This window comes from Bradyrhizobium sp. SZCCHNR1002, assembly GCF_032381435.1.
Taxonomy (GTDB): Bacteria; Pseudomonadota; Alphaproteobacteria; order Rhizobiales; family Xanthobacteraceae; genus Bradyrhizobium; species Bradyrhizobium aeschynomenes.
In genome coordinates, this window is record NZ_JAUHIS010000004.1 from 498444 (window position 1) to 518437 (window position 19994).

The 19994-nt window shown below is 66.9% G+C and carries 16 protein-coding genes; 10 read left to right on the forward strand and 6 right to left on the reverse strand.

Translation table 11 applies throughout. The annotated features are described in order from the left end of the window. Positions 1-5 precede the first annotated feature (5 nt). From QX108_RS21865 to QX108_RS21875, 3 genes are all read right to left on the reverse strand, one after another. Positions 6-2123 (reverse strand): OmpA family protein, encoded by a 2118-nt coding sequence (locus QX108_RS21865; RefSeq protein WP_315782399.1) that lies wholly within the window; start codon positions 2121-2123, stop codon positions 6-8. A gap of 278 nt (positions 2124-2401) precedes the next feature. After that, entirely contained in the window at positions 2402-3994 is a 1593-nt protein-coding gene (locus QX108_RS21870; protein WP_315719301.1) for an MBL fold metallo-hydrolase, read from the reverse strand. 46 nt (positions 3995-4040) lie between these two features. Further along, positions 4041-5573, reverse strand: coding sequence for a thymidine phosphorylase family protein (locus QX108_RS21875; protein WP_315782397.1), 1533 nt, complete (start codon positions 5571-5573; stop codon positions 4041-4043). A gap of 386 nt (positions 5574-5959) precedes the next feature. On the opposite strand from QX108_RS21875, the gene QX108_RS21880 reads away from it, so the two are divergent. After that, positions 5960-6124: a Flp family type IVb pilin gene (locus tag QX108_RS21880; protein WP_172131041.1), complete on the forward strand. Its 165-nt coding sequence runs from the start codon at positions 5960-5962 to the stop codon at positions 6122-6124. Positions 6125-6334: 210 nt separating this feature from the next. Here the strand turns inward: QX108_RS21880 and QX108_RS21885 are convergent, their stop codons facing one another. The 3 genes from QX108_RS21885 to QX108_RS21895 form a co-directional block, all read right to left on the reverse strand. Continuing rightward, positions 6335-7837, reverse strand: coding sequence for a porin (locus QX108_RS21885; protein ID WP_315782394.1), 1503 nt, complete (start codon positions 7835-7837; stop codon positions 6335-6337). Positions 7838-8236: 399 nt separating this feature from the next. Then, on the reverse strand, positions 8237-9238 hold the full coding sequence (locus QX108_RS21890) for a LysR family transcriptional regulator (protein WP_172113869.1): 1002 nt from the start codon (positions 9236-9238) through the stop codon (positions 8237-8239). A 400-nt stretch (positions 9239-9638) separates the two neighbouring features. Continuing rightward, the gene (locus QX108_RS21895; protein ID WP_315782390.1) at positions 9639-10610 is read right to left on the reverse strand and encodes a Ku protein; all 972 of its coding nucleotides are present in this window, start codon (positions 10608-10610) and stop codon (positions 9639-9641) included. Between the two features lie 260 nt (positions 10611-10870). Between QX108_RS21895 and QX108_RS21900 the strand changes: the two genes are divergently transcribed. The 9 genes from QX108_RS21900 (at position 10871) to QX108_RS21940 (ending at position 19672) form a co-directional block, all read left to right on the forward strand. Then, a complete protein-coding gene (locus QX108_RS21900; protein WP_172113702.1) occupies positions 10871-11023 on the forward strand; it encodes a hypothetical protein in 153 nt (50 codons plus the stop codon). A 278-nt stretch (positions 11024-11301) separates the two neighbouring features. After that, positions 11302-11976 (forward strand): response regulator transcription factor, encoded by a 675-nt coding sequence (locus QX108_RS21905; RefSeq protein ID WP_172113703.1) that lies wholly within the window; start codon positions 11302-11304, stop codon positions 11974-11976. A 61-nt stretch (positions 11977-12037) separates the two neighbouring features. Further along, a complete protein-coding gene (locus QX108_RS21910; RefSeq protein ID WP_315782388.1) occupies positions 12038-13414 on the forward strand; it encodes a sensor histidine kinase in 1377 nt (458 codons plus the stop codon). A gap of 111 nt (positions 13415-13525) precedes the next feature. Further along, positions 13526-14989, forward strand: coding sequence for a hypothetical protein (locus QX108_RS21915; protein WP_315782386.1), 1464 nt, complete (start codon positions 13526-13528; stop codon positions 14987-14989). 109 nt (positions 14990-15098) lie between these two features. Next, on the forward strand, positions 15099-15368 hold the full coding sequence (locus tag QX108_RS21920) for a hypothetical protein (protein ID WP_315782384.1): 270 nt from the start codon (positions 15099-15101) through the stop codon (positions 15366-15368). Positions 15369-15524: 156 nt separating this feature from the next. Continuing rightward, positions 15525-16625, forward strand: a complete 1101-nt coding sequence (gene ccmI, locus QX108_RS21925) for a c-type cytochrome biogenesis protein CcmI (RefSeq protein WP_315782382.1) — start codon at positions 15525-15527, stop codon at positions 16623-16625. Positions 16626-16653: 28 nt separating this feature from the next. Continuing rightward, a complete protein-coding gene (ccmE, locus tag QX108_RS21930; protein ID WP_315719306.1) occupies positions 16654-17202 on the forward strand; it encodes a cytochrome c maturation protein CcmE in 549 nt (182 codons plus the stop codon). Next, positions 17199-19178 carry a heme lyase CcmF/NrfE family subunit gene (locus QX108_RS21935; protein WP_315782380.1) on the forward strand — a complete coding sequence of 660 codons (1980 nt, stop codon included), beginning with the start codon at positions 17199-17201 and terminating at the stop codon, positions 19176-19178. Before ccmE ends, QX108_RS21935 begins: the two co-directional genes overlap by 4 nt. Positions 19179-19183: 5 nt before the next feature. Continuing rightward, positions 19184-19672, forward strand: a complete 489-nt coding sequence (locus tag QX108_RS21940) for a cytochrome c-type biogenesis protein (protein WP_315782378.1) — start codon at positions 19184-19186, stop codon at positions 19670-19672. The last annotated feature ends 322 nt before the right edge of the window (positions 19673-19994 follow it).

A 19994-nucleotide genomic window follows, 5' to 3' on the forward strand; every position in this document is an offset into this window, starting at 1 on the left:
GCGCCTCACTTCACGACGAATTCGATGCGGCGGTTCTGCGCGCGGCCTTCAGGCGTGTCGTTGGTGACGACCGGCTTGGTCTGGCCGTAGCCTTCCGAGGTCATGCGCGAGGTGTCGATGCCGGCCTCGCTGATATAGCTGACCACCGCCGCCGCGCGCCGCTTCGAGAGGTCCATGTTGTCCTCTTCGCTGCCGACATTGTCGGTGTGGCCTTCGATCGCGATCTCCGCCTCCTTGCAGCGCTGCGCCACGTCGACGATGTGATCGAGCAGCGCCAGCGACTCGCGGCTGAGCTCGGCGCTCCCGGTGCTGAAGCGGATCCGGCCCTTGGCGAGCAGGCCTTCGAACGCCGGCTGGCATTCTGCGACGGGCAGAGGCGGGCTCTCGGGCTTGACCCCGATCTTGACCGCATCGAGCTTGAGATCGCCGGCCGCGTCGGCAAGCTCTTTGCGCACCTGCTCTGCGGACTTGTCGTAGATGGCGAGCGCGTCGATCGAGATGGTCGCGTCCTTCGCGGTCAGCGATCCCGACCACAGCCGCGCCAGCGCCGGAAACGTCGCCTTCAGCGACTTGACGAAATCGTTGGGCGCGCCGTCCGCGATCTTCAGCCCGTCCTCGACCGTCTCGGTGACGAAGGCCGCATTGGCCGCGCCGACGAGATCGCGGCGCGCCGCGTCGTCGGGGACGTAGCCGCTCAGCCGGACGCGGCCGTTCTGCTTCTGCAGGGCGAATGCGTAGGGCGAGACCGGGCCGTCGCGCACGTCGACGGCCGCGAGCGCAAACGGCGCGGGCAGCGCGCCGGCCAGCGTCTCACGCACCGAGGCGCCGGTGACGTTGGCAAGCCCGACGCCGCTGATCGAGACCTTCGTGTCGTTGATCTCGGCGCGCCCCTTCGCAAGCCTGGCGAGCTGCTGCAGCAGACCCGCGCCCGCCTTCGCCACGTCGCCGTCGGGCGCCCCGCGTGCGATGCCGATCTCGCCCTTGATCGGCTTGCCGTCGAATTGTCCGCCCGCCGCGCCCAGGATCGCCTCGCGTGCGGCTGTGCTGGGCGCGAGACCCGAAAGGCTCAGGCCGGTGCCGTCGAACTCTGCCGACCAGCGATATGGTTTGATCTCCGGCGGCAGGATGTCGGCTTTCGCCAAGGTCAGGCCCGCGGGCAGCTTGCCGACGGCCGCCATCGCCTCGTCATAGGCGGCGGAGGAGGGCGCCTCGCCCGCAATCGTGTAGGTCGCGTCGGAAATGATGACGCGACCGGTGGTCAGCCGGGCCAGCTCGGCCAGCGCGTAGGCGGTGTAGGCGTTGAAATCGCCCGCCGGCGCACCACGCGCGATCTGCATGTGATGCATCACCGGCGTGCCAGGCGACGCTTTGGCCGCGGCCGCTTCGAGCGCGCGCCGGATCTCGTCGGTCGGAACGACGCCGGACATCACGACCGATTTGCCGTCGCGCACCGCGCTCCAGATGAAGGGCTTCGCCTCCGGCGGAAGAATCGCCACCTTGTCGAGCACGGCGCCGCCGGGCAGCTGTCGCGTCGCGGCGATCGCCGCCTCATAGATGTCCGAAGATGCCGCGGCGCCCGCAATCGAGTAGGCCTTGTCCGCGAGCGAGAACGTGCCGCCATTGAGCTTGCCGGCCTGCGCCAGGCCATGCGCCGCGATGGTGGCGTAGTCGGTCGGAGCACCCAGCGCATAGCCGAGCCGGTCGACGACCTCGCCGGCCGACGCAGCCCGGGCCGCCTTGAGCAGTGCATCGCGCGCGGCCGGTGTCGGCACGCCGCCTTCGAGCACCAGCTGCGTGGCGTTTCGGGCAGCCCGGAATGCGTAGGGCTTCGGTGTCGGCAGCTTGTCGTAGCTGCCGTCGACCAGCCGCACGCCGTCCACGGCGGCCGCCTCCTCCAGCCGGTCGGACTGGTCGGCCCCGAACTCCGGTCCTTCGATGCGAACATCGCGCCCGGCGACGGAGACCTTCAGCGCCGTGGCGGTATCGGGTGCGGCGGCCGCGACCGCAGCGCGCGCTCGCGGTGCAATATCCTCTTCGACACTCGTTGTCTTGAAGCCGATGGCGACGAGCCACAGCACGGCCACGGCGATCAGTCCCGTCCACCATTTCGATGGTTGATGCATGTGAGAGCCCCTGTTTCCCCACCTGCGCCCGGTTCACCCGGATCGATCAGTCACCGCGAACCGCAAGATCGAGCGTAACAGAATCACCTTTGGAGACCAGCCGTCTGCGCGTTGTGTCCTTGACTATGCACAAGCGGAGATGGCGCCATTTTCGGCAGCCGTGCTCCTCGGGTCGCCTTCCGGCAGATGGCCGATCCGTCGAGGGTGGGATCAAAGTGTGACCGTTCGACGACGGCGGACGCGACGTCACGTCGCCTTAGCGGGGGACGTCGGTCTCCTCACTCCTCGAGCGCCCGCTTCAGCCGGCGGATGATGACGCCGCGGGCGCGGTCGTCGGCCGCCTGCTCGATACGCGCGTGAATGTCGAGCAGCAGGCCCGACATGTCGTTGTGCCAGTCGAGCCGCGTCACGGCTTCCGGTGCGAGCCGGCGCCGGCGTGCCACGTCGAGCGGCGTCGGCACGGCCTGCGTGAGCTCATAGACGTCGTCGAGCAGGGGCGAGAACACCTTTGCAGCCGGCACGATGCGCTCGGCGACGCGCTCTGCCAGCGCTGCAATTGCGGCCTCCTCGCCATGCGACAGGAACAGCCCGCGGGCGATCGGACGGCGGGCCGCGATCCAGCGCGCGATCTCGGCGCCATCGGCATGGCCGGAATAGTCGTCGATCATGCGGATGCGCGCCGCGACCTTGATCTCCTCGCCCTGGATGCGCACCGCCTTGACGCCGTCCTGCAGGAAGCGCCCCAGCGTGCCGTTGGCCTGGTAGCCGACCAGCAGCACGGTGGCGCGGTTGTTCCACAGCCAGCGCTTGAGATGATGGCGGATGCGGCCGGCATCGCACATGCCGCTGGCCGCGATGATGATGTGAAAGCCGGTCAGCTTCGCGATCGCCTTGCTCTCGTCGACGGTCTCGGTGAAGCGCAGATGCGGCGACGATAACAGGCGGCCGACATCGCTGCCGCCATCGAGGCTCTCGGTATGCGCGCGAAACACCTCGGTGGCGTGGATGGCGAGCGGCGAGTCGAGGAACACCGGCGCGGCCGGAATCTCGCCCTTCTCCATCAGGCCGACGAGATCGACGATCAGCTCCTGCGTCCGCTCCACCGCAAAGGCCGGGATCAGCAGCGCGCCCTTGGCGGAAGCGGCGTCGCGCACCTCGCCGGCGAGACGGCTGCGGCGCAGCTCCGGCGTGGTCGGCTCGCGGATGCGGTCGCCATAGGTCGCCTCCGCGATCACGTAGTCGAAGCCTTCCGGCGCTTTCGGGTCCGGCTGCAGCAGCTTGGCATCGGGCCCGACATCCCCGGAGGCCAGGAGCCGCAGCGGGGTGCCATCGGCGCCTTGGCCGGCGAATTCGATCTCGATCGACGCCGAGCCCAGCAGATGCCCGGCATTCCAATAGCGGGCGCGAACGCCGGGGATGATGTCGGTCCAGGTCTCGTAGGGAACGGCTTGAAAATATTGCAGCGATGCGATCGCGTCGGCCTGGGTGTAGATCGGGCTGACCTCGTCGCGTCCGCGTGCGATGTTGCGGCGGTTCAGCGCCAGCACCTCCTGCTCCTGGATGTTGCCGGCATCGGGCAGCATCCATGAGCAGAGATCGATGGTCCCGCGCGTGGCAAAGATCTTGCCGTCGAAGCCCATGCGAACCAGCTTCGGCAGCAGGCCGCTATGGTCGATATGCGCATGCGTCAGCAGCACCGCGTCGATGTCTTCAGGGCGGAACGGGAAGTCACCATAGTTGAGCTCCTTCAGCGTCTTCTGGCCCTGGAACAGGCCGCAATCGATCAGGAACTGGCTCTTGCCGCTCCGCACCAGATAGCAGGACCCGGTGACGGTGTGCGCGGCACCGCAGAAGCGAACGGTCACACTCATGCGGCGGTCTCCCATGAACGATGCATCGATGTGCGGCAATGGCCGATCACGGAGGACCGTTTGCCACGCCGGCGAAGGAATAGCCGTGATTGGCGCCGGCTGCCGCCGCGGCCAGATCATGCTCCGACGGGTCGCAGGTGAACACGCGATAAAGTGGCTCACCCTGGTCGACGCGGTCGCCGATCTTCTTGAACAGCCTGATGCCGGAGCCCTTGTTGACGGGGGCGCCGGCGGTCCGCGCCAGCCTGTTCAGCCGCAGGCAATCGATCGCGGAGACGACGCCGTCGCGCTCCGCCCGGACGTCGAAAGCGAGATCGCCGAGTTCGCTGCGGCACTCCGACGGCCCCTGGGCATCGATGATCTTTTGCATCTGCTTCAGCGCCGCGCCGCTGTCGAGCAGCTCGCGCGCCCTGTTGTAGCCGGCGCCGCCGCGCAGCTTCGGGTCGTATTCGAGCAGATGCGCCGCAAGCCGCAGCGACTTCTCGCGCAGATCAGCCGGGGCTGACGGCTCGTTGCCCAGCACGGCCATGACGTCGCGCGCTTCCAGCACCGGACCGATGCCGTTGCCGATCGGCTGGCGGCCGTCGGTCGTGATCACCTCGACCTTGAGGCCGAACCGGTCGCCGACGAATTCGAACAGCTTGCGCAGGCGCATCGCCTCCGCGCCGCTGGTGAGTTTGGCGGTCGGGCCGACAGGCAGGTCGAGCAGCAGATGCGTCGAGCCGGCGGCGAGCTTCTTCGAGATGATCGAGGCGACCATCTGCTCGCGGGTGTCGAGGCTGAGCGGACGCTCGACCGAGATCAGGATGTCGTCCGCCGGCGACAGATTGACGTGGCCGCCCCAGATCACGCAGCCATTGCAGGCGGCAACGATCGACTTCATCTCGTCGGCGCCGACATTCACCCGCGCCAGGACCTCCATCGTATCGGCGGTGCCGGCCGGCGAGGTGATCGCGCGGGAGGAGGTTTTCGGAATGGTCAGGCCGTGCGCGGCGACGATCGGCACCACCACCATCGAGGTGCGGTTGCCGGGAATGCCGCCGATGCAGTGCTTGTCGACCACGACCGGCTCGGGCCATTTCAACTGAGTGCCCGCATTGGCCATCGCGCGGGTCAGCGCCAGCAGCTCGCCCGAGGTCATGAAGCTCGCAGAGCCGATCAGGAAGGCCGCGATCTCCATGTCGGAATAGCGGTAATGGGCGAGATCGTCGATCACGGCCGCGATCGCCTGGTCGCTCAAGGTCTCGCCGCGGATCTTGGCGCGGACCGCTTCCAGGCTTTCGGGCGGGGTGGCCGGCGACACCGTCGCCAGCGTGCCGGGAGCTTCGGCGAAGCGGCGCATCGCCGGCTCCGACAGGCCGATCTCGTCGGGACCGACCAGCGCATCGTCGTCGGTGATCAGAAGGGTCGCCAGCAGCGTTCGCGAGTTGCAGCGCAGCTCGACCCGGCTGAAGCCGCGGAACACTTCGGGCCGCAACGCCTTGGAACGGCGCGAGATCACGACCACGTTCTCGCGGCCCGTATCGAGCGCAACGCTGCGGATCTTGAGCTGAGGGCGGGCAGAATCTGCAATGATCATGGTCGGCACGATAAAGCTTATGCCGGCCGTTGCCAGGATGGTTGACCCAGATCATGCCGCGCCATCTGCCGGACAAGCCGAATTTTTTCTGAATGTGTTAGGCGGAAATTCGGACGCGGCGCATCCGTCCTCGGGCCGCGGGCCCGGGGGGCAACGAACAACAAAGAGTAGGGGAATCATGGTGTTGCGGTCTGCTTTGATCACAACGGCTGAGCGCCGGGGAAGGCGCGCGTTCAGCTGCGCTGTCCGAATTCGAGCTCTGCGGCTCCCTGATCGGGTTAACCGATTGTTCAAGCCGATGGCCCAGGGTTTCCGTGGGGCGTCCGTCCCGGCCTTTGCGCGCGCCGTCCGGCGCGTCAGCTGATCGAGCCCGACCGGAGTGGTAGATGCGGCAGTTGATTGCGAGCTTCCTGAAGAATCAGGCTGGCGCGACCTCGATCGAATACGCCATCATTGCCGGTGGATTGAGCATCGTGATCCTTGCGGCCGTCAATGGTCTCGGCTCCGGCTTGAGCAGCAAGTTCAGCTCGATCAACAGCTCGATCAAGTAGCCGGCTGATCGGATCGGCCAGTCGATCGTCACCGATCGATCAAGTCACAGGCGTCGTGATGCTGCACGACGCCTGCTGCAGTCTGCTCCCGTTCCTCCGCCCCATTCCCTTTTTGCCGTATGTCGCGTGTCGCCTGCCGCCACGAACGAAGCTTCCGGCGGGGGCATCGCCGGAAGCTCGTGGAGCCGTCGGAGGTTCAACGGATCGGCGTCACCAGTTGCGCTGGGCGCGCAGCAGCATGCTCACCGTGTCCTGGTCCTTGAGCTGGTAGATCGCGGCCGGCTTGGCCGTGCTGGCGACGGCCGGAGCGATCACCGCCCCCGAATATTTCTGGTCGAGATGGCTGTAGGTCACATCGGCCGAGAAGGTCAGGCCCTTGACCGGAGTCCAGCGGGTGATGACGCCGATCTGCCCGAGATTGAAGTCGGGATTGCAGGTGGAACCTGCGGTCAGCATCGCGGTCGCGGCGATGCCGGCGCAGATGAGGCTCGATCCCGTCTGGCCATAGCGCACCTGGGCGTAGGCGCCGTACAACGCCGAATTCCAGCGCGGATCCCAATTGTGGGTGAAGGCGCCGCGCATGCCCCAGGTCTGCACGGTCGACAGGCCCGTGCCGGTGCCGAACACCGCGTCGCCGACGCCTGCGAAGCCGATGCTCTGATAGGCGCCGGCCACGTTGGTGCCGCCATACATCGAATAGGTCGTGTTGGCGAGGCTCTGGAAGTTGTAGCGGCTCGCGCCGTCGGTATAGACCGCCTGCAGGTTGATGACGTCGCCCGGACCGGTCGGGATGTTCTTGATCGACAACGCCAGCTGCGCGGCCCAGCCCCATTTGTCCGAGGGGTGACCCGAGGTCTCGCTCGCGCCGTAATAGGCGGCGTGATTGTCATGCGCGGCGAATGACGCCTGGAAGATGCCCCACGCCTGGTCGACGCGAACCATGCCGATGATGTCGGGCGCGACCGTGCCGCCGAACGCGCTCGAGCCGTAGTTGCCGCCGAGCACGCCGGATGCGGTGATGCCGGACGTGTTCCAGATGTTGGTGGTGAAGAACTGCGTCTGGTCCTCCAGCGAGACCGCGGCGGTGATGCCCTGGCCGAGATCGGCCGTGTAGGTGAGCTGGTTGACGCCGTTGTTGGAGCCGCTGCCGCCGACGAGACCGTCGAAATTGTTGCCGGGATAATTGGTCCAGGGAGCGTCGAAGGTCGACACCGCCTTGCCCATCGTGAAGCCGGCGAACTGAATGAAGGCGTAGTAGACCCCGACGATGCCGCCCGAGATGGCGTCGCCGGTGTAGGAGGTCGCGCCGGTGCCGGAGCCGGTCCCCGCAGTAGATCCCCCCGTCCAGCTGAAGACGGCATCGAAATAGGTGCGCACCACACCGTATTCGGTCGCGGTGCGCGTATCGATGTTGACGTCCTGGCGTGCTCGGGTCTGATAGCGGTTGCTCAGGCGATTGTCGGCGCCGGCCACGCCGCTATAGGCGCCGCCATAGTTGCTGTTTGTCCACATCGCGGTCTCGGCGCGCAGATAGCCGCCGAGCTTGATGCAGGTGTCGGTGCCCGGAATGTAATAGAAGCCCGTGCCGTACAGGGAGCAAACCTTCACATATTCGACAGCCTTGGCCTTCAAGGGAAGGTCTGCGGCCTGAGCCGCCACGGCGGACAGTATCACTGCTCCCGATCCGAGTAGCAGGCCCCTCAACGTCTTCATGTCCGTTTCTCCGGTTGATCGACGATTCACACGGTCCCCGCCGCGTGTCGCCTCTGGCTTCGCCAGATCGCTGCTGCTCTCACACCCGCGTCTGATTTCCGGCCGATCGGCTCGGCTGGCGGAACGATTGAACAAGGTGTGCATGAGCCGATTTCAATTTGATGAATGTGCTCTGGTTCGCGCGTGCTCCGGGCGATCGTCGTTAACGCGCTCTCGCTCGACCCGACTCTGCCGTGGGCACGCCTCCGTTTTGGCCTCTGCGTGTCGTTCTGTTAATGGTGCCAATCGTGAATAGGGTAGGTGGGAATCCCGAATAATCCCGGTCTCACGATCAAGACGTCATCGTGCGGTCGCCGTCGTCGGCGCCGCGCGATGAGTTTCCGAGTTGCGCCTGACGAACTAGCGGCGGTTGGGCTCGGCGTGGATGGGCGGTCGATGTGACGTCGCCGCAACCAATCCGTTTGTGCCGTACTCTGCCGCGCGCGAGATGGCATCCAGAGTGGCACCACTGCGCCAGCGCTTGACGAAATCGAGAAAGACCTGCAGCGGCATCGGCGGTTGGCGGCGGCTCGGATGATACAGAAACAGCCCGGGCGTGGCGTAGCCCCAATCGGGCAGCAGCCGCACCAGCCGTCCTTCGGCAAGATGCTCTTCGATCATCGGCTCGACGAGGTAGGCGACACCGATGCCGTCGAGTGCGGCGTTCAGGGCGAGATCGAAATCGTTGACGATGAGGGAGCCGTCCACGGCAATTTCGGTGCGCTCGCCGCCTTTGTCGAAGATCCATGGCTGCAGCGTATCGTCAGCAGGGACCCGATGCCGAATGCAATTATGGATCTGGAGGTCCTCGGGAACGGCCGGCGCGGGATGTGACGCGAGATAGGCCGGCGCGGCAACCGCGACGAAGCTGCACTCGTCGAACACGCGGATGACCTTCATGTCGCGCTCTACCCGGTGGCCGGCTCGGATGCCGGCATCGAAGCGATTGCGCACGATGTCACTGTTGGTGTCGTCGACAGCCAGCTCGAGGTGGATGTCCGGATATTCGGCCAGGAACGACCTGATCAAGGGGCCAAGCCCTCGCAGGGCGAACACGCGTGATACGGTCAGGCGCAACGTGCCCATCGGCTTGTCGCGGAACGCGTTGATGCTCTCGATCGCCTGGTCGACACGTTCGAGGATCGGCTGAATTTCCGCCAGCAGGCGTTCGCCGGCTTCCGTGAGGGCCACGCTGCGCGTCGTGCGATTGAACAGCCTGACGTCCAGCCTCTCCTCGAGGCTCTTGATGGTTTGACTGATGGTGGGCAAGGAGCAGCCGAGATGAGCGGCAGCCTTGGTGAAGCTCAACGAATCCGCGACGGCCGCGAACGCGGAGAGCTCAGACAGCTGAACCCGTGCCATCGCTAGGCGCGCTGCACCGGGCGTCGGTTCACGTCGTACTGAAACATCCACATCCCCCTGAACGTCATGTCGCGCAGAAGGGACCACTCCGCCAATGTCGATCCCACCATCGTCGATCGAGTATTTCCCCTGTCCCGCAGGAGGCCATACCGGATCGTTACCCGCGCCGGAGAGCTAGGCGCGTCCTGCTCATTCCGCAAGCATCGAAACCCCGTCTGGGCGATCACAAATCCGCGCCTGATCGCGGGATCGGCGCTTCCCGGTTCGACTCACCTGATGCACACAGGCGTCGGGTGCGAAGTGCGCATGAGGCCAACTCGCCCGCCGCGCCAAGGTCGAGGGGGGCCAAGGGAACTCGTGCGCCGCTCGACGTGGCCGGAGGTCTTCGACGGACCCGGCCTCAGCTCGCCTTGCGCGAGCGGGCCGGCGCTCTGGCCGGCTTCTCGGACTTTTTCGGCTCTTCGGCCTTCTTCGGCTCGTCCTTGGCCTTCTTGCCGCTGATCGGCAGCAGCATCTCACGCTGCCCCTCGACGCGCTTCTTCGGCTTCTTGGCCTTCGCCTTCGGCGCAGGGGCGGCGGCGGGCGCCTTGTCGCCCTCGCTGGCAAGGCTGCGCTTCAAGGCGTCCATCAGGTTGATCACGTTGCCGCTCGACTTCGGCGCCGCCTTGGCCGTTATGGTCACACCGTTGCGCTTCTTGTTGATCAGCTCGATCAGCGCTTCCTCGTAGTGATCCTCGAAATTCTCCGGCTGGAAGTCGGCCGATTTCTTCTCGACGATGTGCTTGGCGAGATCCAGCATGTCGCTGGTGATCTTCACGTCCTGGATGTCGTCGAAATAGTCCTGCTCATTGCGCACTTCGTAGGGGTAGCGCAGCAGCGTTCCCATGAGGCCCTTGCCGAGCGGCTCCAGCGCGATGATGTGCTCGCGGTTGGTCAGCACCACGCGGCCGATCGCGACCTTGTCCATGCTGCGGATGGTCTCGCGAATGACCGCGAATGCATCGTGACCGACCTTGCCGTCGGGCACGAGGTAGTAGGGACGGATCAGATAACGGCTGTCGATGTCGGTGCGCGGCACGAACTCGTCGATCTCGATCGTGTGCGTGGACTCCAGCGCGATGTCGTCGAGCTCGTCCTTGGTCACCTCGATATAGGTGTCGGTGTCGACCTTGTAGCCCTTGACGATGTCGTCATTGGCGACTTCCTCGCCGGTCTCGGCGTCGACCCTGCTGTATTTGATGCGGTGGCCGGTCTTGCGGTTGATCTGGTTGAAGGAGACCTTCTCGGACTCCGACGTCGCCGGATAGAGCGCGACCGGACAGGTCACGAGCGACAGCCGCAGAAAACCCTTCCAATTGGCGCGCGGGGCCATGATCTACTCCACTCAACTGCAAACTGACGGGCGTGCTCCCCGGACCGGGCTGCTGCGCATGTAGTTCTCGCGGCGGCCGCGAGGATAACATCGCAGGCTGCGGATTCAACAAGTGTGCCCAGAGATTCTGAGAGCGGCGTTAACTGGTCGCAGCCGGGCCGGCCGCCGGAACATCATGTGGCGGCCGACGTTGCCAACGGGAGCAACGAAGAGAGCGCGATACCGCGTTCGAATGTGAATACCAGCGAGCTGAGGGCGCCATGGCCACGAGACGACAGTCGCAGATCGTCGAAACTCCCACCGAAGCGAGGCAGGGTGAGCCGGGCCCGTCAGTCCTGGCGATGCTGGCCATCTCCACCGGGCTGGCGCTGCTGGTCCTGGGTCTGGTGTGGTTCGTGTTCTTCCACACCTGATGATACCCGGAGCGGGGCGGCGCGGAATGACCGGTCGTAGCCCGCGTCACCCGCCCGAGCCTGCCGCTTCCCTACGACCCAGCCCGGCCGCATGGCCGGGCTTTTCATCGTCACTCCCCAGAGCTTATATCCGCCCCAATTCTGCCGGCCCTTGCCGGCGGCCCCGATCGAGATGACCAAAATGTAACTTGGTCGGTCGGGTTCCGTTCATGCGCGGTTCACGGCCCTCCGGTTCATCTTGAGGGCGGAAATCGTGCAGTTCAGCTTTGGAGGCAAGCGTGCGTCTGCTCGTTGTCGAGGACGATCCGGATCTCAACCGTCAGCTCACCACGGCCCTGAGCGACGCCGGCTACGTCGTGGACCGTGCGTTCGACGGTGAGGAGGGGCATTTCCTGGGTGACAGTGAGCCCTATGACGCCGTGGTGCTCGACATCGGCCTGCCGAAGATGGACGGCATCTCGGTGCTGGAGGCCTGGCGGCGCAATGGCCGGGCGATGCCGGTCCTGATCCTGACCGCGCGCGACCGCTGGAGCGACAAGGTGCAGGGCTTCGACGCAGGCGCGGACGACTACGTCGCCAAGCCGTTCCATCTCGAGGAGGTGCTGGCGCGCATCCGCGCGCTGCTGCGCCGCTCCGCCGGCCATGCCCAGAGCGAATTGACCTGCGGGCCCGTCACGCTCGATACCCGTACGGGTAAAGTCAGCGTGTCGGGCAATCCCGTCAAGATGACCTCACACGAATACCGCCTGCTGTCGTATCTGATGCACCATTCCGGCCGCGTCGTCTCCCGCAGCGAGCTGGTCGAGCATCTCTACGACCAGGACTTCGACCGCGACTCGAACACCATCGAAGTGTTCGTCGGCCGTATCAGGAAGAAGCTGGACTGCGACGTGATCCAGACCGTGCGCGGGCTCGGCTATCTGCTGACCCCGCCGCCGGCCGCGGGGGCCTGATCGGTGTCCGGCGCCTGCCATTGAGGTGGCCGGGCGCCGGCCGTTTCGCTAGTTTGCGGTCATGCGCCAGAGTTCACTTGCCACCCGGTTGTTCCTGTCCGCGACCGCATGGCTCGTGGTCATCCTCGCCATCACGGGCATCGTGCTGTCCTCGGTCTATCGCAACGCGACCGAGCGTGCGTTCGACCGTAGGCTCAATCTTTATCTCCGCACGCTGATCGCGGAGGTCGCCACCCCCGACGATCCGCCCGACCGGCAATTCCAGTCGCTCGGCGAGCCGCTGTTCGAGTTGCCGCTGTCCGGCTGGTACTGGCAGATCACCCGCACCGACGCCGACAAGCCGGAGGTGCGGGCGTCGCGCTCGCTGTGGGACAAGAAGCTTCCCAAGCTGGAGGAGCAGGGGATCGAGCTGACCGCCGCCGGTATCCGGATCGGCTATGTCGAGGGACCGGAGAACCAGGATCTGCGCATGGTCGAACGGCCGGTCGATCTCGGCTCCGACGGCAAATTCCTCGTCAGCGTCGCCGGCGATGCCACCGAGATCTTCGACGAGACCCGCAGCTTCGACTATTACCTCGGTGGCACCTTCACGGCGCTCGGCATCGTGCTGCTGCTCACCACGGTCTTCCAGGTCAATTATGGCCTCGCGCCCTTGAAGCGCATTTCGGAGTCGATCGCCGATATCCGCTCCGGCCGGGCCGAGCGGCTGGAGGGCGAATTTCCGGTCGAGATCGCGCCGCTGGCGCGCGAGACCAATGCGCTGATCGACGCCAATCGCGAGATCGTCGAGCGGGCGCGGACCCATGTCGGCAATCTCGCCCACGCCATCAAGACGCCGCTGTCGGTGATCGTCAACGAGGCCACCACCCATGCGGCCGATCCGTTCGCGGCCAAGGTCATGGAGCAGGCGGATGTGATGCGCGACCAGGTTGCCCATCATCTGGAGCGGGCGCGGATCGCCGCCCGCGTCACCATCGTCTCGACGGTCACCGAGGTGGCGCCGGCGATCGAGGCGCTGCGCCGCACCATGGAGAAGATCTACCGCGAGCGCAGCCTGACCGTGGAGGCGACCGCCGATCCCGCCGCCCGGTTTCGCGGCGAGCGCCAGGATCTGGAGGAGATGGTCGGCAATCTCATCGACAATGCCTGCAAATGGGCGGCATCGCGGGTCTCGGTCGAGGTCACGGTGCAGCCGCCGGCCCAGGCGGGGGCCACCTCGATGCTGCGGATCGTCGTCGACGACGATGGGCGGGGCCTGTCGGCGGTCGAACGCGCCCAGGTGTTGCGGCGCGGCCAGCGGCTGGACGAGTCCAAGCCGGGATCGGGGCTCGGCCTGTCGATCGTCAGCGATCTGGCGGCCCTCTATGGCGGCCAGCTGACCCTGGGCGATGCGCCGGTCGGGGGGCTCCGGGCCGAGCTGCGGCTGCCCGGCGTTTAACGGGGGCGGCGAATTTCGCCATCCTAAAGGTGTTCTTAATACCGCGGACGTTATGGTCGGGGCCGGGGTGCGCGATGTGCGCTCTCGCCGTGGAAATTTGCACGCCGGCGCATGGGTCAGACAGCTCACGAGCGATTGAGGGAATATCTCGGGCAGCTGCCGCCGAACGCGCAGTCGCTCCTGATGCGCGAGTTCGAGCGCGCCATCGAGCGCGGCCAGGACGTCGCCGTGGCGACCCTGGTGCTCGAGCAGCTGCGCAAGGTGGTCCGTCCGGCAGCCGCCGTTGCACCGCCGCCGGCCGCTCCGCCGGCGCGTCCGCCGCAACCCATCGAGGCCCGCCCGCAGGCGCGCGAGGAGCGCCGCCAGAGCGGCGACGGCCCGCGCCGGCTGTTCCGGCCGCTGGAGCCATTCCTCACCGATTCCACCGGCCCGTTGCGTCCCGGCCAGATCCGCCGCGCCTCGCTGCTCGCGGTCTGGCAGTGGCTCGGCCGCGAAGGCGCGCCCGAGCGCTATGCCGAGTTCGATGCCGCGATGTCGGTCGGAAGCGACAGCTCGCGCGAGGTCGAAGTCGCCGCGCGCAAGCTGCAGCTCGCCGCCGCCGAGGCACTGATGAAGCTGGTCGGCCCCAACGCCACCGGCGACCGCCAGCGCCTGCTCGCCCGCATCGGGGCGCCCAGCGTGATCGAGGATCTGCTGCCGATTGCGCTGGTGCTGCAGAACCGCGAGGCGCTCGACGGCCTCAACGGCCGGCTGCCCGGTATCATTCGCGTGCTCGGCGATTCCCAGATCGCCTCCGTCACCGACGCCATCAACGTGCCGTCGCTGCAGACGCCCTCGATGCTGCCCTTTGCGCTGTCGCTGGTGATGCAGCGGCTCGCCGCGCCCTGGCAGATCATCCGCCTGGCCACCAAGATCGCGGCCTCCGACGACGAGATCCGCGTCGCGGCGACGCCGTTCGGCGTCGCCGTCACCATCGCGCTCAACGACCTGGCGAACCTCGCGGCAAGCCTGCGCGCCGACATTCGCCGCGGGCACTTCTCCAATCTCGGCGACACGCTGAAGACGCTGCATGACGGCGTCCGCGGCCTGCGCACCGAGCTCGACCTGCGCTCCGAATCCAATTGGGGCAAGCAGCTGACGGCGATCCGCGCCGACATCTCCAACGCGCTGCAATCCGAGATCGACAGCGTGCCCGGCCGCGCCCGCCGCATCCTGCGCCAGCGCGCCGACAAGGACATTCCGGCCGGCGCCGGCGTCGACGGCGGCGAGGTCGAGGAGGTGGCGGCGCTGATCGAGTTCGTCGCGGTGTGCCGCAACTATGCCAGCGAGCTCGCGATTAACGAGGTGACGCTGCGGACCTATACCGACCTGCAGCAATATGTCGAAAAGGCGACCGAGGCCCTGGTGCAGTCGCTGCGGTCGGGCGATGCGCGGGCGCGCGCCTATCGGCAGTCGCAGGTGTCGGCGGCGATCCGCTTTTGCCACGTGCTGTTCGGCAACGACTACGCCCAATTGATGAGTAGGTCGGCCGAAAACGCCATGAACGGCGAGCGAAAATCCTCGCGCGCCGGCTAGATTTTTTGTTATCTTAGGCTCGTTTTCTCGTACGCAATTTTAGGTTGACCCCACCCGGGAACCACGCATAGGTTCCCGTCGCCAGGTTCCAGACGATTTCATCAAGACCATGATTTCGACAATCAACTTCGTCGAGGTCGAGAATCGCGTCGTCAGCGCGACCTATCGCAACCTCATGATCAAGGCCAAGGTCGTGCTCGTCGACAAGACGAGCGGGGCACAGCTGACGGATACCATCACCACCATTGCCTCGCCGGTGCCGGTCGGATCGTTGCGGATCCGGCTCACCGACCGTGTCAGGCCGGGGACCTATTTCCTGGTTGCCCTCAACGGTCACGGCAGCTACCTCGCCAAGAGCGCCGAGTTCGAGGTGTCCTAAGTTACGTAATCGTCCTGAGTTTTTCGGCCCGACCGGCTGGGCTACCAGGGGGCAATTGTGAATTGCCGCCGGGAACGGTGCTGGTTAAAAGCGGCCCCGACGCACGCCTGCCGGTGGGCGCTGACTGGAACTCTGTCCGATGACGCGTTGGGTCCGATGACTCTCTGGTTCGTGTTCGCCGTGATGACGGCTGCGGCGATCTTCGCCGTCCTGCTGCCGCTCGGCATGGGCGCGCGCACGCCCTCGGACGGCCGCGAGGTCGCCGTCTACAAGGACCAGCTGGCCGAGATCGAGCGCGACGTCGAGAGCGGGCTGATCGGCAAGGTCGAGGCCGAGGCGGCCCGGGTCGAGATCGGCCGGCGGCTGCTGGCCGCGGCGGACCAGGAAAGCGAGGCTTCGGCCAAGCCGAGCCTTAGGCTGCGCCGCGCCGCCGCGGTGCTGGCGCTGATCGGCCTGCCGGTCGTGGCGCTCGCCGTCTATCTGCCGCTCGGCTCGCCGCGATTGCCGGATTTTCCGCTGACCGCCCGCGCCAAGCCGGCCGACGGCTCGCAGCCGTTGGAGACGCTGGTGTCGCAGGTCGAGCAGCACCTGCAGAAGAACCCGACCGACGCCCGCGGCTGGACCGTGCTCGCCCCGGTGTTGGCGCGGCTCGGCCGCACCGAGGACGCCATTCGCGCCTATCGCAACGTCATCGCCTATGCCGGCGACGGCGCCACCAAGCGCGCCGATCTCGGGGAGATGATCACGGCCGCGGCCAGCGGCGTCGTCACCGCCGAGGCCAAGGCCGAGTTCGAGCGCGCCCATGCGCTCGATGCCGACGAGCCCAAGGCGAATTATTATCTCGGGCTGGCCGCCGAGCAGGACGGCCGCAAGGACGACGCCGCGGGGATCTGGCGGGGGATGCTGGGCAAGGGCCCGGCGGATGCGCCGTGGCGGCCGCTGGTCAGCGCCGCGCTCGCCCGCGTCGGCGGCGGCGAGGTGCCGGCGCTGCCGAGCGAGGCGATGGCGGCCGCCAAGGACATGAGCGCTGACGACCGCGATACGATGATCCGCGGCATGGTGGAGCGGCTGGCGACGCGGCTGAAGCAGAATGGCGACGACGCCGAGGGCTGGCTGCGGCTGGTGCGCGCTTATGTCGTGATGGGTGATCTCGACAAGGCCAGATCGGCGTTGTCCGATGCGCGGCAGGCCGTGAAGGATGCCGAGCGGTTGCGGCAGCTCAACGAGGGCGTGAAGACGTTCGGGCTGGATGGATGAGCGGCGCTTCCGCCGCGGGGATGTTGGGATGACACGCAAGCAGAGGCGTTTGACGATCATCGGTGGTGCGCTGTTCGTGCTCGCGGTCGCAGCCGGACTGGTGCTGAATGCGCTGCGCGACTCCATCGTGTTCTTCTCGACGCCGACCATGGTCGCCGAGAAGCATGTCGCGCCGGGCAAGCGCTTCCGCCTCGGCGGCCTGGTGCAGCCGGGCTCGCTGAAGCGCGGCGACGATCTCGCGGTGACGTTCGAAGTGGCCGACGGCGGCGCCAAGCTCCCGGTCGCCTACAAGGGCATCCTGCCGGACCTGTTCCGCGAAGGGCAGGGCGTCGTCGCCGAGGGCGCGCTCGATGCTAGCGGCGTGTTCAAGGCCGACACCGTGCTCGCCAAGCATGACGAGACCTACATGCCGAAGGAAGTCGCCGATTCCTTGAAGAAGCAGGGCCATTGGAAGGACGATTACGGCAAGCCGCAGGGCGCGAAACCAGCCGGCGCAGCCACGCCAGCCGGCGCAGCCACGCCAAGCCCGGTGTCGATGCGCGAGGGCGAGAAGACCGCCGCAGGAGCGACGCAGTGATTGCAGAGAGCGGACATTATGCCCTGGTGCTGGCGCTCGCGCTGGCGCTGATCCAGTCGACCGTTCCGATGCTCGGCGCCGCCCAACGCGACGTCGCGCTGATGAATGTCGGCCGCTCCGCCGCGCTGGCGCAGCTGCTGTTCGCCGGGCTCTCCTTCATCGCGCTGATCACGCTGCACGTGACCTCGGACTTCTCCGTCGCCAACGTGTTCGAGAACTCGCATTCGATGAAGCCGCTGCTCTACAAGATCACCGGCGTCTGGGGCAACCACGAAGGCTCGATGCTGCTGTGGGTGTCGATCCTGGCGCTGTTCGGCGCGATGGTCGCGGCTTTCGGCAACAACCTGCCGCTATCCTTGCGTGCCCGCGTGCTCGCGGTGCAGGCCTGGGTCGCCAGCGCCTTCTATCTGTTCATCCTGACCACCTCGAACCCCTTTGCGCGGCTCGCCACGCCGCCGATCGAGGGCCGCGACCTCAATCCCGTCCTGCAGGACATCGGCCTCGCCGTGCATCCGCCGATGCTCTATCTCGGCTATGTCGGTTTCTCGATCTCGTTCTCGTTCGCGATCGCCGCGCTGATCGAGGGCCGCATCGATGCGGCCTGGGCGCGCTGGGTGCGGCCGTGGACCCTGATGGCCTGGATCTTCCTGACGCTCGGCATCGCCATGGGCTCGTACTGGGCCTATTACGAGCTCGGCTGGGGCGGCTGGTGGTTCTGGGACCCGGTCGAGAATGCCTCGCTGATGCCTTGGCTCGCCGGCACCGCGCTGCTGCATTCCGCCGTGGTCATGGAGAAGCGCAACGCGCTCAAGGTCTGGACCATCCTGCTGTCGATCCTGACCTTCTCGCTGTCCTTGCTCGGCACCTTCCTGGTGCGCTCCGGCGTGATCACCTCGGTGCATGCCTTCGCCAGCGATCCGACCCGCGGCGTGTTCATCCTCGGCATCCTCGTGCTGTTCATCGGCGGCAGCCTGACCTTGTTCGCCGGCCGCGCCACTGCGCTGAAGCAGGGCGGGCTGTTCGCGCCGATCTCGCGCGAGGGCGCGCTGGTGCTCAACAATCTGCTGCTCACCGTGTCCTGCGCCACCGTGCTGTTCGGCACGCTCTATCCCGTCATCATGGAGGCGCTCGACTTCAAGCTCTCGGTCGGCGCTCCCTTCTACAACCTCACCTTCGGCCCGCTGTTCGCGCTGCTGCTCTTGATGGTGCCGTTCGGCCCGATGCTGGCGTGGAAGCGCGGCGATCTCGTCGCCGCCATGCAGCGGCTGCTGGCGGCCGGCATCACCGCGCTGGTGGCGATCGCGATCGCCTGGGCGTGGGCGCGCGGCGGCAGCGCCCTGGCGCCGCTCGGCATCGGTCTCGGCGTGTTCGTCATCACCGGCGCCATCGTCGACCTCGTCGAGCGCAGCGGCCTCGCGCGCGTGCCGTTCAAGACCGCGCTGCATCGGACCCGCGGCCTGCCGCGCTCGGTGTGGGGCACGGCGTTCGCGCATGCCGGGCTCGGCATCGCCCTGCTCGGCATCGTCTGCGAGACCACCTGGAACAGCGAGCTGATCTCTACGCTCCATCCGGGCGACGTCCGCAACCTCGCCGGCTACCAGATCAAGTTCGACGGCATGACCCAGCGCCAGGGCCCGAACTTCAGCGAGGTCGTCAGCACCTTCGTCATCAGCGAGGACGGCCGGCAGCTCGCCGTGATGACGCCGAGCAAGCGCAGCTTCGCCACCCGCGGCATGTCGACGACGGAAGCGGCGCTGATGACGCGCGGCGTCAGCCAGCTCTACGTCTCGCTCGGCGACACCACCGCCGACGGCGGCCTCGCCGTGCGCATCTATCACAAGCCGCTGGTGCTGCTGATCTGGTTCGGCCCGGTGCTGATGGCGTTCGGCGGATTGCTGTCGCTGTCGGATCGCCGCCTGCGTGTCGGCGCCCCGCAGCCCGCGCGCGGCCTGCGCGCGATGCAGCCGGCGGAGTAGGGCGGATGCGACGCGTTCTCAGCGCCCTCGCGTTCGCGCTGCTGCTGCTCGCGGCCCCCGCGGCGCACGCGGTGCAGCCCGACGAGGTCATGTCTGATGCCGCCAAGGAGCAGCGCGCCCGCGCGCTGTCGCGCGAGCTGCGCTGCATGGTCTGCCAGAATCAGTCGATCGACGATTCCGATGCGCCGTTGGCGCGCGACCTGCGCCTGCTGGTGCGCGAGCGTCTCGCCGCCGGTGACAGCGACAATCAGGTGCTCGACTTCCTGGTCGCCCGCTACGGCCAGTTCGTGCTGCTCAAACCGCGCTTCGAGCGCCAGACCCTGCTGCTCTGGCTGTTGCCGCCGGTGCTGCTGCTCGGCGGCGGCCTCGCGCTGTGGTGGCAGGTCCGCCGCCGCGGCCAGCGCGGCGCGGAGACGACACTGAGGCTGACGGCGGAAGAGGAAGCGCGGCTCGCCGCGCTGATGGCGGCCGAGAAGCAGCCGCCGGCGACTTGAGTGCGCCCTCACGCTACGAGCCGCCCCGCCAGTTAGTTACTCCGTCATGCCCGGGCTTGACCCGGGCATCCACGTGGTTCCCAGAGTGCCGGACGACGTGGATGGCCGGGTCAAGCGACGACATGGGGACAGACGGGCGCAAAGTCCGATCGTCGCGTGCGATGGTCCACCGTCATTCCGGGGCAAGGCCGTCAGGCCTTGAACCCGGAATCCCGAGCTTGGCTTGCGCGTGCTCATCACCTCAAGATTCCGGGTTCAATCGTCAACGCGCTCGCGCGTTGCCGATTGCCCCGGAATGACGGAGGGGATGCGAGATCTCGCT